The organism is Bosea sp. 685, assembly GCF_031884435.1.
Lineage (GTDB): Bacteria > Pseudomonadota > Alphaproteobacteria > Rhizobiales > Beijerinckiaceae > Allobosea.
Genome location: NZ_CP134779.1, coordinates 6,070,445 through 6,086,407, shown reverse-complemented (window position 1 = coordinate 6,086,407; position 15,963 = coordinate 6,070,445). Strand labels below are relative to the sequence as shown.

Sequence of the window (15,963 nt, the reverse complement as noted above, 5' to 3'; positions counted from 1 at the left end):
AGGCCGATATCCATGCCCAGCGCCTCGCGGCCGCCGTCGCTGTTGACGCCGACCGCGACGATCGCTCGATTGTCGCGGCCAAACCCATGATGCCTTAGAGTGTAACCGGGTCACCTAAACGGGCAGACTAGGTTTGTCCTGCTTTGTCATCTGTTCCAGCCCATCGATATGCGTTGGCAGGTGGCAAGACTTTGATGGGCGGCAAGATAATGATGGGCAGCAAGACATGAACAGAGCTGTGCCGGCGCGCGTTCTCCATTTTGATTTGAAACGGGGTCAGCGAGTTCGATGACAGATGCGACACAGATAAATGGGGCCGGTCGGAGGCGCGGTGTACCAGCGGTCGTCGCGATGACGTTCTGGCTGATCGTCCTGCCATTGCTCCTCGCTGCCCTTGGCGTATGGCAGCTCGAAAGGTCTGGTCAGGCCCGCCAATCGGTCGGCGCCGCCAGCGAGGATATGGCGCGGACGATTGCCGAACTCCGACCCATCGCGGCGAAGACTCCCAATGCGATGATACGTTTTGAAGGCGGGCGGTCTTATCCGGCCTCCATGGCGCTCGCCATGGTGGAGAGGGCTGCCGGCAAGAACGACCTTCTTCAAACGGTATCAGCGGTTCGGCATCCCTTTGCCTATGTGACGATTGCCGGAGGCATCCTGGCTTTTTCAGGCGGAGCCGTTGGCATTCTGGCATCCAACCTCGCTGGACGACGGGCTCGCCGCTCTCGTGACCAGCTTGTCCGAAGCTTTATGCGCCTGCGGTTATTGTTGCCGTTCCTGCTGGCAGCGGTGATGCTGGGCCTTGGCTTTGCTGGCTTGGGCGCCACGCTGTTCGAGACCATAAGCCTGCCGTTCTGGGGCGATGTTTCCGGCGATGCTATCAAGCTTGGTCTTGCAGGTATCATTCTTGCCGGGATCGGCCTGTACTGCGCGGTCACCGCCGTTCGGGGGCTGCGCCGCGTCTTTGCGCTCGCCGAACCCGGACCGATCGTCGAGCGGGCACGCATAGCGACGCAACAGGATGCTCCAGCCCTGTGGAGCTTCGTGCGTCATCTCGCCTCGCGCATGCAGGCCGGGGCGCCCGACACTATCGTGATCGGTCTCACCAGCGGCTTCTACGTGACGGAGAGCCGCGTGCGCCTTCTCCCAGGGGACCAGCTTATCGAAGGCCGAACGCTGCATATGCCGGCCCCGTTCCTCGAACTCCTGGACACGGCGGAGATCGCCGCAATCGTCGGGCATGAGCTCGCCCACTTTGTCGGGGAGGACACGCGCTATTCGCAACGCTTCGTGCCCATCTATTCCAGCCTGAAACGTTCGCTCGGCGCCCTCTATCAGGCCGATCTCAATGGCGATTTCGGCATCGGCGCTGGTCTTCGTCTCGGCTATCACGCCTTGTCGCGCTTCGATACGGCGGTGGCGCATTGGAGCCGGATCCGGGAATTCGAAGCCGATCGCCACGGCAGCCTTGCCAGCGGGCCAGATGCCGCCGCTTCGGCGCTCATACGCAGCCACGCCACCGATTCGAATGTAGAGTTCATTCTCGAAAGCGCTTTCCGAGGCGACCGCCAGTTCGGCACGAATCTGGTGGAGGCCGTTGCCGCGCTGACGGCCGAGCGGGGTTTCCAAAACCCCGCCGAGCATCTGGAGGACAGGCAACCGCATCCGACCGACAGCCACCCGCCGACGATCCAGCGCATTCAGGCGCTTGGTGTGCCGGTCGATGAAAAGCTGCTGGCGCATGCGACACGCCGGCGAAGTTCCGAAGCAACCTCTTTCGGGGCCCGCGCATTTGCGGACTGGGGCGCGTTCTGCCGCGATCTGTCCAGCGATTTCCTCGTGAACGCCGATAAGGCTCAAGCCGAATATAGGCAGGAATTACAGACTGCGGTGGCCGGCGTTGCCGATGGGGAGATCGTTCTCTTCGAGAATATCCGTCCGATAGCCGCCCCGGCGATGATGTTGATCGCGGTGCTCTTGGGCGCCTTCATAGCCTGCACCTACCTTTTCCCCATCCAGATGGGATTCGGCGATGACGGGACCAAAAGGGCGATAGTGGCGGCACTCCTTGGAGCTGGTATTGTCTTGTGCCTCGCCTTGTTCGTCTTTGTGCGTCACCGGGTAAGCCACCCCTTCATGGTCCTTACGCCGGAGACGCTGCGCTCGCATTGGCTGGCGCAGCCTGTGCGATGGGACGCTGTTGTCGGATACCAGGTCCATGTTGCCCATCGTCTCGCGCTACAGCTTTTCCTGGCCGATGGCGCGCCGCTCCCCGAGCGGGCGCGGTTTTCCTTTTACAACAAGGTCAATCGCAAAAGACGCATGGTCGAACTCGATGCTCTCGGAATCCGTGGAATGAAGGCGGACGCCTTTTCCGACATGGTGGGACGCTATATCGCCGCCGCCCACGCGCGACAGGCGCTTGCGGCGGACAAAAAATAGATGATCGCGGAGTTCCGTTTTCCGATCCAACTCTCGCTTTTTGCCTTGCGGACCAGGAGCCGAAGCGATCTCGCTTCAGCTTCGCGCGCTGCGTGGGCCCTTGAACTGCTCGCAGAGCGCCTCTGTCGCCCGGACCAGCATGGCCGCATCGACGCCCACGGCCGTGAAGGTGGTGCCGAGCTCGATGCAGCGTGCGGCGAAGGCGTTGTCGGGCGTCAGGATGCCGGCGGGCTTGCCGCAGGCCCCGATGCGGCCGATCGCCGTCTCAATCAGCGCCTTGACCTCGGGATGGCCGGGCTGGCCGACATAGCCGAGGCTCGCCGCCAGATCGGCCGGGCCGATGAAGACGCCGTCGACGCCCTCGACCGAGGCGATCGCCTCGAGCTGGTCGAGCGCCTCGCCGGTCTCGATCTGCACGAGCAGGCAGAGCTCCTCATGGGCGCGCTGGCCGTAATCCGCGACGCGGCCGAAGCGGGTTGCCCGCGTCACGCCCGAGACGCCCCTGATGCCCTCGGGCGGATAGCGCATCGCCGCGACCGCAGCCCGCGCCTCCCCAGCGTTTTGAACATAGGGGATCAGCAGGGTCTGCGCGCCGAAATCGAGCAATCGCTTGATCAGCACAGCATCGTTGCTGGCTGGCCTCACCACTGCCGAGACCGGATAGGGCGCGACCGCCTGCAGCTGCGCCAGTACGGTCAGCGGATCGCCGGGTGAATGCTCGGTATCGAGCAGGAGCCAGTCGAAGCCGGAGCCCGCCACCGCCTCGGCCGCATAGCTGCCCGGCAGGCTGCACCACAGGCCGATCTGCGAGCGGCTCTCGTTCAGGGCGCGCTTGAAGAGATTGGGCGGGAGTTCCATGGCGAATCTCAACTGAACGAGACGCCGATGGCGCCGAGCGGACCGTAATCGGCCTGGATGACGTCGCCGGCTGCGATATCGACCGGCCGGGTGAAGGAGCCGGCGAGCACGATCTCGCCTTTCCTCAGCCCCGTTCCGACAGCGTGCAATTTGTTGACGAGCCAGGCAATGCCGGCGGCGGGGTGGCCCATGATCGCGGCTGAGACGCCGGATTCCTCGATGATGCCGTTCTTCGACAGCGTCGCGCCGACCCAGCGGATATCGACATCCATCGGGCGGATCGGCCGTCCACCGACCACGATCGCCCCGAAGGCGGCATTGTCGGCGATGGTGTCGGTGATCGCGCGCGGAACCTCGGTGCGGTAATCGATGATCTCGAGCGCTGGCAGCACCATCTCGGTCGCGCGCATGACGTCGTAGATGCGCGCGCCAGGGCCTTCCAGGTCCTGCCCCATGACGAAGGCGAGTTCGACCTCCAGGCGCGGCTTGATGAAGTCGCTTGCCTTGATCTGGGCGCCGTCATTGTAGAGCGCGTCGTCGAGGATGCAGCCATAATCCGGCTCGGTCATCTTCGACGCCATCTGCATGGCGCGCGAAGTCAGGCCGATCTTGTGGCCGACCATACGGGCGCCATTGGCGATTCGCGCCTGCGCCCAGAGACCCTGGATGCGGTAGGCGTCCTCGATCTCGATACCGGGATAGGTCTTGCTGAGCTGGGGAATCGGCTGGCGCGTGCGCTCCGCCTGGAGCAATGCGTCGGCACCCTGTTGGCGCTCGTCTTCAGTCAGCATGATGGTCTCCTGCGCGGTCGGAGCAATCTCCGATCCGATTGGATCGTTCAATTGCTCTAGAGGCTGTTATGGACTCTGGGGCCGATTTGACGCGTTTTCTTCACGCGAACCGGGGCCCACTTCGCTCGAAAACGCTCTAGCCGGGCCGGCTTGCGGAATGCAGCGGTGGGTTCGCTACTTGATCGGCGGGCGCGGCAGCACGGTTTCGCCGGGCTCCATCACATAGGTGTAATCCAGCGCGTACCATGGCGTGGCGATGCCGGCATCGGACGGGTGCGGCTGGTCATGGCGGACATAATCGCCGAGCAAGGCCCTGGTGACGCCGAACTGGACGTCCGTGTCGATATGCGGATCCTCGGGATCGTAGACCTGCGAGATCAGGACCTTGAAGCCCGGCTTGACGATCAGCGCATGCAGATGCGCCGGGCGATAGGGATGCCGGTCCTGTGCCGCCAGCAGCCGACCGACGACGCCATTGGTCGGGATCGGGTAACCGACCATCTTCACGGTGCTGAACCAGAAGCGGCCATCCGCATCGGTGGTGAACTTGCCGCGCAGGTTCATCTCAGCCTGTTCGGGATCCTGATTCTCGTAAAGCCCGACCGGCGAGGCGTGCCAGACATCGACCTCGGCGCCGGCGATGGGCGCGCCGGCCTGGTCGACGACGCGGGCCGTCACCAGCAGCGGATCGCCTGGTGTATCGGAGCGGATGATCGTGCCGCCATTCCTGACACGCGGCGCGTTCAATCTCCAGAACGGGCCGAGCAGCGATTGCGAGGTTTCGGTGTTGCCGCCATCGCCATTATTGAGCAGGCAGACCAGCGAGGAGACGCCGAGCGAGCCGGCCATCAGCACCATCTCGTTATGGCTGTCGCTGGTGAGCTTGCCGATCTCGTTCAGGAGCGCGGTCGCTTCGCGAAACTCGACTTCGGTCAGGCGCACGTCGCGGATAAAGGCATGGAGATGGGTCACGAGCGAGGCCAGGATTTCGCGCTGCCGCGGGTTCTGCGTGCGCGCCATCACCGCCAGTGCGTCGCGCGTCACATCGTGGTGATTCTCGATGATCATGGCGTCCTCCTTGCGTCCCTCCATTGATTAAAATCGATTATCTGTCAACTTTGGCGAGCCGGGGTGCGAGTTGGCACGCCGGTTTTTGCCGAGGAAGATTTTCCAGAATTCGAATAACATACTCAAATAAAACAATAATTATTCATACGCCCATCGATCGTTGACGGTGAAGGTTGGGTTTCGTGGCTTGCTCGGTCGGAGTGATTGACATTGATAATCGATTATAATAGCCATCGGTGATGGTTGGACCGGCACGGTTGAAGGGGGTGGCAGCATGAGTTTTGTCGCCGACGAGCCGGCCGATGCATTGGCGTCGAGGGCAGGATTTGCCAGAGGTGGGAGTTCCGCTTCCGAGGAACCCGCATCCATGCCCGGCTCACCGACCCATGGTTCGAGCGACAGCAAGAACACCAAGGCATCGCGTCTGGTCGACCGGCTGCGCGAGGCGATTTTGTCGGGCGAGCTACGCCCCGGAACCAAGATCAATCTCGACGCGGTCAGGCGCGAGCTCGATGTTTCGCTGAGCCCGCTGCGCGAGGCACTGGCCCGCCTGATCGCGGTCGGCCTCGTCGAACTGCACGACAATAAGGGCTATTCGGTCGCGCCGGTTTCACTGAGCAATCTGGCGGAAATCACCCGCCTGCGGGTCGAGTTCGAGAGCCTCGCGCTCTCCTCGGCCATCGCCAATGGCGATCTGAACTGGGAGAGCGACGTCATGCGCGCGCTCCACCGCCTCAACCGCACCGAGCGGGTCGCCGGCGCGCCGGCGACGCTGGAAGCCTGGGAACACGCCCATCGCGACTTCCATATGACTCTGATCGCGGGCTGCGGCATGCCGCTGCTGCTGAATTTCTGCGCCATGCTGCACAATCTGAACGATCGCTATCGCCGGGTTTTTCTGGTGGCGCAGGGTGGCGATCGGAATGTCGCCGCCGAGCACAGCGAGATCGCGCAGGGCGCGGTGGCGCGCGATGGGACTTACGCCTGCGAGAAGCTGCGTGAGCATATCCTGCGCACCGGCACCAATCTGCGCGCCCGCCTGTCCGACCAGCTTCAGCCCTGAGCCGAGAGGGGCGCGATCCTGATGCAGCCGTCATCCGCCTCGCCGCCACCGCTCGGGATCGCGCATTTCACCACGATCGACGTCGCGCCGCTCGATTTCGTCGCCCTTGCCGCGAAGATCGGCTACGCCACGGTGGGTTTGCGGCTCCACCCGGCTTTCCCGGGCGCCCCGTTCTACGAGATTCGGCCGGGCAGCGCGCTGATGGCCTCGATGCGGGCTTTGCTCGCGAATACGGGCCTGCGCGTCCACGATATCGAATTCGTCGTCATCGACGGCAGCTTCTCGCCGGTCAGCCTGGCGCAGGTTCTCGAAAGCGCGGCCGAACTCGGAGCGAAGCGGCTGAGCGTCTGCGGTGACGATCCCGAGCATGGCCGGCTTGTCGCCAACTTCGCCGAGCTCTGCGATCTGGCTGCCGGCTTCGGCCTGGGCGTCGATCTCGAAAACATGCCCTGGCGGCAAGTGGCAACCATACAGGACGCGGCGCGGGTCGTGCTGGAGGCAGAACGCGCCAATGGCGGCGTGCTCGTCGATGCGCTGCATCTCACGCGCGGCGGCGGAACCCCGGCCGATCTGCGGGAGATGCCGCCACATCTCATCAGGAGCGCTCAGCTTTGCGATGCAGGCGCGGATCGGCCCGTATCGGTCGAGGCGATCATCCAGGAGGCGCGCGGCGGGCGATTATTGCCGGGGCAAGGCGTCCTGCCATTGCACAATCTGCTGACCGAGCTCCCGGCCGATGTGACGCTCTCAGTCGAGGTGCCCAATCGCGGCGCCCCGGCGCTGGAGCATGCACAGGCCGTCTTCGACGCCGCGATGACCGTTATCGCGGTCCGCAATCTGGCTGAATCGGCCTGAGCTGATGGTGCAGGCGCCAGATCATTTCCCGTCAGCGACAGACCATCCGCAATACGGTTTCGATGGCGCTTCGGCGGCGGCGCTCGCGCGCCTCCGGGGCCGCCATGTCATGGCCGAAGACCTGCCGGATGCTGGCCTGGTTCGAGACGTTGTAGAAGCTCAGGGCGCTGATCGTCAGGTGGATGTCGATCGGGTCGAGCCCCTCGCGGAACAGGCCTTCCGCCAACCCGCGTTCATAGACCTCGCGGATCATGTCGATCGCCGAGAGGTTCAGCACGCTGATCTTGGTGGAGGTCGCGAGATGGCGGGCGTGGTGGATGTTCTCGACCATGACGAGGCGGACGAAATCCGGATTGTCGGCGTGATAGTCGAAGGTGAAGCCCGTCAGCGTGGCGATCGCCTCGCGCGGTGGCAGCGCTGCGAGATCCAGGCTGCGCTCGAAGGTGCGGATGCGGGCATAAGCCTCCTCCAGCACGGCCCGGTAGAGCCCCTCCTTGTCGCCGAAATAGTAATAGATCATCCGCTTGCTGTTGGAGGTCTTGGCCGCGATCTCGTCAACGCGGGCGCCGCTGAGGCCGTTCTCCACGAATTCGGCGCGCGCCACCGCGAGGATGTCGCGGCGCACGCCTTCAGGATCCTGCGTCCAGCTCGCCGATTTGCGGCGCTTCGCCGGCAGGGGCGGGACGGTCACCATCCGATTCATCTCGCAACGTTCCAAACGGGTCGCGACCCTAGCGCGCTGTGCGCGGCTGTAAATGGACCAGGCAGTTAATTTCGCTTGACCAATTGAACTATCCAGTACAATTGGAATTCGCGGATCTATCGCTGGCATGGCGCGCGTAATGCGCACCGAGCCTGAGAAATCCGCCAAGGCGCCCGATCAGAGGCGCGGTAATCGACGATATAATGCTCGGATCAACCCGTTCAGAAGGTTGGCCGCTCCAGGGAAAACGCCGTGAACTACACGCTCGACTTCTTGCCCGTCATCGACGGGCTCCCCAGCCTGCTGGCGGCCTGTCTCGGCACGCTCGGATTGGCCTTGGGCGGCATGATTCTCGCGATCATCATCGGGATCGGCGGCGTGATGCTGCGCGATTCCGGCATCAGGCAGGTGCGCTGGTTCGTCATCGCCTTCGTCGAGCTGATCCGGAACACGCCCTTTCTGGTCCAGATCTATTTCATCTATTTTGCCCTGCCTCTCGCTGGCATCCGGCTCGATCCGACGCCGACGGCGATCATCGCGCTCGGCATCAATGGCGGCGCCTATGCGATCGAGATCATCCGCGGCGGCGTGCAATCGATCGGCAAGGGGCAGATCGAGGCCGGTCTGGCGCTTGGCCTGCACAAGACCCAGGTCTTCCGCCTGATCGTGCTGAAGCCGGCTCTGCGCGCGATCTACCCCTCGCTTACCAGCCAATTCATCCTGCTGACCCTGACCACGAGCGTGGCCTCGGCGATCGCGGCCTACGAACTGACCTCCGTCGCCCAGAGGATCGAATCCGACAGCTTCCGCAGCTTCGAGGTCTATGGCGCGGTGACGCTGTTCTATCTCGTCATGTCCTGGCTGCTGATGCGGGTCTTCGGGCTGATCCAGTCGCGCTATCTCAGCTATCCGGTCAAGTGAGGGAGGGCGTGATGGGTCTCAACGAATTCCTCTTCCTCCTCGCCGGCCTGAAATGGACGCTGGCTCTGTCGGCCATCGGCTTCCTCGGCGGTGGCGTCACGGGCCTCATCGTCGCGCTGGCGCGGACCTCGGGCATCCCTGTGCTGGAGCGCGTCGCGGCGGGCTATATCGGCCTGTTCCAGGGCACGCCGCTCTTGATGCAGCTCTTTGTGGTCTATTACGGGCTGGCGCTTGTCGGGCTGAAGCTCGATGCCTGGGTCGCGGTCGCGATCGGCTTCACGCTGCACGCCAGCGCCTATCTCGGGGAGATCTGGCGCGGCTCGATCGAGGCGGTGCCGCGCGGCCAGACCGAGGCCGCCAAGGCTTTGAGCCTGAATTACGTCTCGCGGATGAAGGACGTCATCCTGCCGCAGGCGCTGCGCATCTCGCTGCCGGCGACGATCGGCTTCCTGGTGCAATTGATCAAGGGCACGTCGCTGGCAGCCATCGTCGGCTTCACCGAGCTGGCGCGCGCCGGCAGCATCGTCTCGAACCAGATTTTCCAGCCCCTGCTCGTCTTCGGCGTCGTCGGGGCTCTCTATTTCGCCATGTGCTGGCCGCTGTCGCTCTACGGCGCCTGGCTCGAACGCCGCCTCGCCACGGCCACACGGTGAGGATGCCGGCACAACGCGCCACCATGCCTGACTCAAAATGCCTGCCCCACAAGAAGCCAACCCAGCAAGAAGCCAACCCAGGGAGAGAGACCATGACTGATTTGACCCGCACGATGCTGAACCGCCGTCACCTGCTGCTCGGCGCCTCAGTCGCCCTTGCTGCACCTGCCCTGCTGACGCGGCCTGCTCTGGCGATCACGCCGGCCGAGATCAAGAGCAAGGGCAAGCTCGTCATCGGCATCCAGGGCGACAATCCGCCTTTCGGCTTCGTCAATACCAGCGGCAAGCAAGAGGGCCTCGACGCCGATGTCGGAGAACTCTTCGCCAAGGAGCTCGGAGTGACCGTCGAATTCGTGCCGCTTGCCGTGGCCAACCGCATTCCCGCACTGACGGCAGGCCGCGTCGATATTCTGTTCGCGACCATGGCGATGTTGCCGGAGCGCGCCAAGGCGGTGCAGTTCTCCAAGCCCTATGTCGCGAACTACATCACGCTGGTGGCGCCGAAGACGATCGTGGTGAAGACCAATGCCGACATGGGCAAGCTGACAATCGGCGTACCGCGCTCCAGCACGCAGGACACGCAGGTCACAAAGAACGCACCGGAAGGCACCACGATCCGGCGCTTCGATGACGATGCCGCCACCATCCAGGCACTCATCTCGGGCCAGGTCCAGGCCGTTGGCGGCAACATGTTCTATGTGGGACGCCTCAACGCCGCCAAGCCTGACACGTTCGAGGACAAGCTTGAATTCCAGCGCCTGTTCAATGGCGCCTGCACGCGGCTCGGCGAGAAGGAGATCAATGCGGCTGCGAACGCCTTCATCGACAAGATCGTGGCCAATGGCGAGCTTGCGAAGATCTACGCGAAGTGGATCAAGGTGCCGATGCCGAGCTTCCCCGCCAGCGTCGAAGGCGTTCCCTTCGTCGTTGCCTGACGCCAACACGTCCATTTCGGGAGCCCGGTCATGACCAGCCTTGATCACCTCGGCCCAGCCACGGACACGCCCATGATCGTGATGGAGAGCGTCGACAAATGGTATGGCGGGTTCAAGGCTCTGACCGGCATCAACCTTTCGGTCCGCGCAGGCGAGAAGATCGTCCTGTGCGGGCCGTCGGGATCGGGTAAATCGACCCTGATCCGCTGCATCAACCGTCTCGAAGCCTATGAGAAGGGCGCCATCCGCGTCGATGGCATCACGCTCGGTGACGATTCCAGCACGATCGATGCCATTCGGCGCGAGGTCGGCATGGTCTTCCAGAACTTCAACCTGTTTCCGCATCTGACCGTGCTGGAGAACTGCACGCTCGCCCCGATGCGCACGCTGCGCCAGAGCCGGAAGGACGCCGAAGCCAATGCGCGCCGCCTGCTCGACCGGGTCAAGATCCTCGAGCAGGCCGACAAATATCCGGCCCAGCTCTCCGGTGGCCAGCAGCAGCGCGTCGCGATCGCACGTGCGCTCTGCATGGGCCCCAAGGTGATGCTCTTCGACGAACCGACCTCGGCGCTCGACCCCGAGATGGTCAAGGAGGTGCTCGACACCATGGTCGCGCTCGCCGAGGAGGGCATGACCATGATCTGCGTCACCCATGAAATGGGTTTCGCCCGCCAGGTCGCCGACCGCGTCATCTTCATGGCTTCAGGCGAGATCGTCGAGGAAGCGCCGCCGCAGGTCTTCTTCAGCAATCCCACCCACGCCCGCACCAAGCAGTTTCTCGGCGAGATCCTACGCGAGCACTAGAGCCGGAAATCTGAATCCGTCTCTCATCAAGGAGTTAGAGCAGGATGCGAAAAACCGGTTCCCACTTTTTCGCATCCTGCTCTAGCGCAATTCACGCGAAGTCGCGCGTCGATAAAGCCATCTGGAGTCGATCATGAGCCGCCTCGTCTATGTCCTGAACGGACCCAACCTCAACCTGCTCGGAAAGCGCCAGCCCCATATCTACGGCCATGTCACCTTGGCCGATGTCGAAGCCGAATGCCGCAAGCTTGCGGGCGAATTGAAGCTCGACCTCCGCTTCCACCAGAGCAATCGCGAATACGAGATCATCGACTGGATTCACGCGGCGCGGGATGAGGCTGGTGGCATCGTCATCAACCCGGCCGCTTTCACCCACACTTCGGTGGCGATCCTCGATGCACTCAACACCTTCGAGCCGCCTGTCGTCGAGGTGCACATCTCCAATGTCCATAAGCGCGAGGCCTTCCGGCATCATTCCTATGTCTCGCTGCGGGCCGACGGCGTCATCGCCGGCTTCGGCACGCAGGGCTATTCGCTCGCCTTGCAGCGGGTCGCGCGATTGATCGACGAGAAGGCGGCCTGAGCGACCTCTGGTTGCCGACGATTCAGCGGAGCATCAGATGAAGCCAGTAAAACTTGCCGTGATGGGCGCCGGCCTGATCGGCAAGCGCCATGCCGAACATGTCGAGACGGAGCCGGGCGCGATCCTGTCGGCCATCGTCGATCCCTCGCCGATTGGGCGCGATCTGGCCGAAAAGCTCGGGACACGCTGGTATGAGAGCTTTGCCGCTCTCACTGCGGTTGACCGCCCCGACGGCGTCATCATCGCCACGCCGAACCAGCTCCATGTCCAGAACGGGTTGGAGGTGATCGCGGCCGGTGTGCCGGCCATTGTCGAGAAGCCGATCGCCGACGCGGTCGGGGCAGCTCAAACACTCGTCGAGGCGGCCGAGAAGGCTGGGGTTCCACTGCTCGTCGGCCATCACCGCCGCTACAATCCGATGATCCGGAAGGCCAAGGAGATCATCGAGGCCGGTCGGCTTGGCCGCGTCCTGACGCTGCATGGCAGCTTCTGGCTGATGAAGCCTGATGAGTATTTCGAGATCGGCTGGCGTCGCGAGACCGGCGCCGGGCCGGTCTTCCTGAACCTGATCCACGACGTCGATCTGTTGCGCTATCTCTGCGGCGAGATCGTCTCGGTGCAGGCGCAGGAATCGAACGCGGTCCGTGGCAATGCGGTGGAGGAGACGGCCGTCATCTTACTGCGCTTCGCCAGCGGAGTGCTCGGCACGGTGAACGTCTCGGACTCGGTCGTCGCGCCCTGGAGCTGGGAGCTGACCACTGGCGAGAATCCGGCCTACCCGCAGCAGGACCAGTCCTGCTACCAGATCGGCGGAACGCATGGCTCGCTGACCATTCCGCAGCTCGAACTCTGGTCGAACCCCGACAAACGAAGCTGGTGGGAACCGCTTATTCGCGAACGCGTGCCGTTCACGCCGGAAGACCCGCTCAAGGCGCAGATCCGGCATTTCTGCGAGGTCATCCGCGACGGTGCCACGCCGGTCGTTTCGGGTCGCGAAGGCCTCAACACCTTGAAGGTGGTCGAAGCCGTCAAGCGGTCGGCTGCGACGGGCGCTATGATCGCGATCGACTAAAATGCCTGGATATCGCGGCGAGCCATTAGAGCAGGGTGCGAAAAAGTGGGAACCGGTTTTTCGCATTGATCCTGCTCTCACTTTTAGATGAGAGCGGGACCGTTCAACCTCTTCGAGGAGATGCATCATGGATGACACGGGATCGCGGCCGCTGCGCATCGGGGTTCTGGGCGCGGCGAACATCGCGCGCGCTTTCACCAGCGGGGTTGCGCCGTCAAAGACCGTGACGGTCGCGGCGGTCGCGAGCCGCGATGCTGGCAAGGCGCAGCGCTTCGCGCAGGAATGCGGGATTCCGCGGTCGCACGGCTCCTATGAGGCCCTGCTGGCAGATCCGGAGATCGACGCGATCTACAATCCGCTGCCGAATTCGCTCCATGCGGAATGGTCGATCCGCGCCATGGAAGCGGGCAAGCATGTACTCTGCGAAAAGCCGCTGGCGATGACGGCAGTCGAGGCGCGCGCCATGTTTGCAGCCGCCCAACGGCTCGGACGCCATCTCGTCGAGGCCTATCCCTATCGCGCCCAGCCGCAGACCCTGAAGCTGCGCGACTTGCTGGCGGAAGGCGCGATCGGCAAGGTCCAATTGATCCGCTCCAGCTTCGGCGTCGCCTTTTCCGACCCGAGCAATATCCGCCTGAAGCCGGAGGTCGGCGGTGGCGCGCTGCTCGATGCCGGCAGCTATGCCGTCAGCCTTGCGCTGCTGGCCGCGGGCGAGCGGCCCGAACGCGTCAGCGCCATGGCTCGCTGGAGCGAGACCGGCGTCGATCTCAGCGTCGTGGCGTCATTGGAATTTCCGAGCGGCGCGCTGGCGCAGGTTTCCTGCAGCTTCGCTACGGCCTATCACCGCCATGCCCTGATCGCCGGCGACGCCGGGACGATCGAGACCAGCTACCTCAACCATCCCCCAGTCGGCGGCCCGCCGGTCCTGACGCTGCGGCGCGGAACTACCATCGCGGCCGTCCCGGAGATCATCGAGGTCGCGCCCGGCAACGGCTTCCTGGCCGAAGCCGAGTCGTTTCAGCGTCTGGTGACGCAAGGCGTCGCGCATTGGACCGGCGCGACGCCCGCCGAATCCATCGACATCGCCCTGACCCTGGACGCGATCGGCCAGAGCGCACGCTCGGGCGCGGCTGTGACGATCACGCGATGAGGGGCCGGCCTCGGCAAAGCAAGACCATGAAAGCCTGTTCGCCATGATACGCGGCACGACGAAGCTCATCGCCCATCTCGGCTATCCGACCGAGTCCTTCAAGGCGCCGATGATTTACAATCCCTATTTCGAGCAGCACGGCATCGATGCCGTCGTCGTGCCGATGGGCTGCAAGGCGCAGGATTATGCCGCCTTTCTCAAGCCGCTGTTCAGGCTCTCCAACATTCATGGTGCTCTCGTCACCATGCCGCACAAGGTCGCGACGATCGCGCTCCTGGACGAGGTCATGACCACGGCGAAGGTCGCGGGCGCCTGCAACGCGATCCGCCTTGGTCCCGATGGATCGCTTATCGGCGATATGTTCGATGGCGAAGGCTTCGTGCGTGGCGTCCTGCGCAAGGGCCGCACGCTCCTGGGCGCGCGTACGCTCGTGGTCGGCGCGGGCGGCGTCGGCTCTGCCATCGCGGCCTCGCTGGCCAAGGCTGGCGTCGCCGAACTTGGCCTGTTCGACGCCTACACCCCCATGGCGGAGGGGCTCAGTGAGCGCCTGCGCACCCATTATCCCAAGCTCAAGGTCTCGGTCGGCTCCAACGACCCCGCCGGCTACGACATCGTCGTCAATGCGACGCCGCTCGGCATGAAGGAGGGCGATCCGTTGCCGGTCGACGTCGAGCGCATCGCGCCCTCGGCTTTCGTCGGCGAGGTCGTGATGAAGCAGGAGATCACGCCCTTCCTGGCGGCGGCCCGCGCCCGTGGCTGCGCCTTCCAGATCGGCACCGACATGCTGTTCGAGCAGATCCCGGCCTATCTGGAGTTCTTCGGATTTCCGACGGCTACCGCAGACGAACTCCGGGCGGTTTCGCGGATCAACTATTGAGAGCTCACATCTAGGTCGCGCTGAAAACCGACCAGCCCGTCGCTTCGGCAATCCGCTCCAGCGCCTGCGTACCCAGCTTGGAGTTGCCATTGGCGTTCAGCCCCGGCGACCAGACCGCGATCGAGGCCTTCCCGGGCGCGATCGCCAGAATTCCGCCGCCGACACCCGATTTCCCCGGCAATCCGACGCGGAAGGCGAAATCGCCCGAGGCGTCGTAATGGCCGCAGGTCAGCATCAGCGCGTTGATACGGCGCGCCCGTTGGGCCGAGACGACGCGTGCGCCGCCGGGCTGGTAGAGCCCGCCATGCATCAGATAGCGCCCGGCCATGGCAAGCTGCCGGCATGTCATCGCGATGGCGCATTGGTGGAAATAGACGCCGAGCGTCAGCTCCGGCGCGTGCTGGATATTGCCGAAGGCCTTCATATAGTTGGCGAGCGCGACATTGCGGAATCCGGTCGCCTGTTCGGCGCGCGCCACCGCCTCGTCGATGGTGATCGTGTCGTCATCGGCGAGATAGCGCACGAAGCGCAGCAATTCGCCGATCGCCACGCGCGGCTCATGCCCGGCGAGGTTGATGTCGGCGACAACCAGCGCGCCCGCATTGATGAAGGGGTTGCGCGGAATGCCCTGTTCGCGCTCGAGCTGGACGATCGAGTTGAAGGGCGTGCCGGAGGGCTCGCGGCCGACGCGACGCCAGAGCGTGTCGCCGATCTTGCCGAGCGCTTGCGTCAGCGCGAACACCTTCGAGACGCTCTGGATCGAGAAGGCCTGCTCGGCGTCGCCAGCGGCATGGACCGCGCCATCCGCCGTGACGATACAGAGCCCGAAACGGCTGGGGTCGATCGTCGCCAGGGGTGGAATATAGCTCGCGACCGCGCCGCGATCCTCGGCTGCCGCCATGTCCTGGGCGATATCGCGGACCAGTCGGGTTATGTCCGTCAAGCTTTCCACCCCGCCGGCTTTGCGGCCCGTCCTAGCGCAATTGAGCGATCCGATTGGATCGCTCAATTGCGCTAGCTTTTTGTTTTAACGTGTTTTCTCCGCGCAAACGCCTCGCGTTTGTCGCGAGGGAACCGGCGTCCACTTCGCTCGAAAACGCTTTGGCTCGCGCAACAAGCCTGAGCCGTCCAGGTGGGTCAAGCGCGCCTCTGGATGAAAGCCGTTGCGCTGCGCCTGGATCTGTCGTG

Annotated in this window: 16 protein-coding genes; 11 read left to right on the top strand and 5 right to left on the bottom strand. The window is 63.9% G+C overall.

All coding sequences use genetic code 11. From position 1 onward, the window contains the following. Positions 1 to 351 precede the first annotated feature (351 nt). Positions 352 to 2,442, top strand: coding sequence for a M48 family metallopeptidase (locus tag RMR04_RS29640; RefSeq protein ID WP_311912088.1), 2,091 nt, complete (start codon positions 352 to 354; stop codon positions 2,440 to 2,442). 75 nt (positions 2,443 to 2,517) lie between these two features. Here RMR04_RS29640 and hpaI read toward each other — a convergent pair whose 3' ends face one another. The 3 genes from hpaI to RMR04_RS29625 all read right to left on the bottom strand — a co-directional run bounded on the left by hpaI (position 2,518) and on the right by RMR04_RS29625 (position 5,159). Further along, positions 2,518 to 3,300, bottom strand: a complete 783-nt coding sequence (gene hpaI / locus RMR04_RS29635) for a 4-hydroxy-2-oxoheptanedioate aldolase (RefSeq protein WP_311912087.1) — start codon at positions 3,298 to 3,300, stop codon at positions 2,518 to 2,520. An 8-nt stretch (positions 3,301 to 3,308) separates the two neighbouring features. Further along, positions 3,309 to 4,091: a 2-oxo-hept-4-ene-1,7-dioate hydratase gene (gene hpaH / locus RMR04_RS29630; RefSeq protein WP_311912086.1), complete on the bottom strand. Its 783-nt coding sequence runs from the start codon at positions 4,089 to 4,091 to the stop codon at positions 3,309 to 3,311. 174 nt (positions 4,092 to 4,265) lie between these two features. Beyond that, complete coding sequence (locus RMR04_RS29625) at positions 4,266 to 5,159, bottom strand: dioxygenase family protein (protein WP_311912085.1); 894 nt, start codon at positions 5,157 to 5,159, stop codon at positions 4,266 to 4,268. Between the two features lie 367 nt (positions 5,160 to 5,526). Between RMR04_RS29625 and RMR04_RS29620 the strand changes: the two genes are divergently transcribed. Both RMR04_RS29620 and RMR04_RS29615 read left to right on the top strand, forming a co-directional pair. Then, a complete protein-coding gene (locus RMR04_RS29620) occupies positions 5,527 to 6,222 on the top strand; it encodes a GntR family transcriptional regulator (RefSeq protein ID WP_311912084.1) in 696 nt (231 codons plus the stop codon). 21 nt (positions 6,223 to 6,243) lie between these two features. After that, positions 6,244 to 7,077, top strand: coding sequence for a sugar phosphate isomerase/epimerase family protein (locus RMR04_RS29615; protein WP_311912083.1), 834 nt, complete (start codon positions 6,244 to 6,246; stop codon positions 7,075 to 7,077). 31 nt (positions 7,078 to 7,108) lie between these two features. Here RMR04_RS29615 and RMR04_RS29610 read toward each other — a convergent pair whose 3' ends face one another. Next, positions 7,109 to 7,780: a TetR/AcrR family transcriptional regulator gene (locus RMR04_RS29610; RefSeq protein WP_311912082.1), complete on the bottom strand. Its 672-nt coding sequence runs from the start codon at positions 7,778 to 7,780 to the stop codon at positions 7,109 to 7,111. Between the two features lie 252 nt (positions 7,781 to 8,032). Between RMR04_RS29610 and RMR04_RS29605 the strand changes: the two genes are divergently transcribed. From RMR04_RS29605 to RMR04_RS29570, 8 genes are all read left to right on the top strand, one after another. Further along, positions 8,033 to 8,701, top strand: a complete 669-nt coding sequence (locus RMR04_RS29605; protein WP_311912081.1) for an amino acid ABC transporter permease — start codon at positions 8,033 to 8,035, stop codon at positions 8,699 to 8,701. Between the two features lie 11 nt (positions 8,702 to 8,712). After that, positions 8,713 to 9,354, top strand: a complete 642-nt coding sequence (locus RMR04_RS29600) for an amino acid ABC transporter permease (RefSeq protein WP_311912080.1) — start codon at positions 8,713 to 8,715, stop codon at positions 9,352 to 9,354. Positions 9,355 to 9,446: 92 nt separating this feature from the next. Next, entirely contained in the window at positions 9,447 to 10,289 is an 843-nt protein-coding gene (locus RMR04_RS29595) for a transporter substrate-binding domain-containing protein (RefSeq protein WP_410492167.1), read from the top strand. Between the two features lie 72 nt (positions 10,290 to 10,361). Continuing rightward, positions 10,362 to 11,093, top strand: a complete 732-nt coding sequence (locus tag RMR04_RS29590) for an amino acid ABC transporter ATP-binding protein (RefSeq protein WP_311915983.1) — start codon at positions 10,362 to 10,364, stop codon at positions 11,091 to 11,093. 133 nt (positions 11,094 to 11,226) lie between these two features. Then, the gene (gene aroQ / locus RMR04_RS29585) at positions 11,227 to 11,676 is read left to right on the top strand and encodes a type II 3-dehydroquinate dehydratase (protein WP_311912079.1); all 450 of its coding nucleotides are present in this window, start codon (positions 11,227 to 11,229) and stop codon (positions 11,674 to 11,676) included. A gap of 37 nt (positions 11,677 to 11,713) precedes the next feature. Further along, positions 11,714 to 12,748, top strand: coding sequence for a Gfo/Idh/MocA family protein (locus tag RMR04_RS29580; protein WP_311912078.1), 1,035 nt, complete (start codon positions 11,714 to 11,716; stop codon positions 12,746 to 12,748). 127 nt (positions 12,749 to 12,875) lie between these two features. Then, complete coding sequence (locus RMR04_RS29575) at positions 12,876 to 13,898, top strand: Gfo/Idh/MocA family protein (protein ID WP_311912077.1); 1,023 nt, start codon at positions 12,876 to 12,878, stop codon at positions 13,896 to 13,898. Between the two features lie 43 nt (positions 13,899 to 13,941). After that, entirely contained in the window at positions 13,942 to 14,775 is an 834-nt protein-coding gene (locus RMR04_RS29570; protein WP_311912076.1) for a shikimate dehydrogenase family protein, read from the top strand. 10 nt (positions 14,776 to 14,785) lie between these two features. Here the strand turns inward: RMR04_RS29570 and RMR04_RS29565 are convergent, their stop codons facing one another. Continuing rightward, complete coding sequence (locus tag RMR04_RS29565; RefSeq protein ID WP_311912075.1) at positions 14,786 to 15,718, bottom strand: glutaminase; 933 nt, start codon at positions 15,716 to 15,718, stop codon at positions 14,786 to 14,788. Between the last annotated feature and the right edge of the window lie 245 nt (positions 15,719 to 15,963).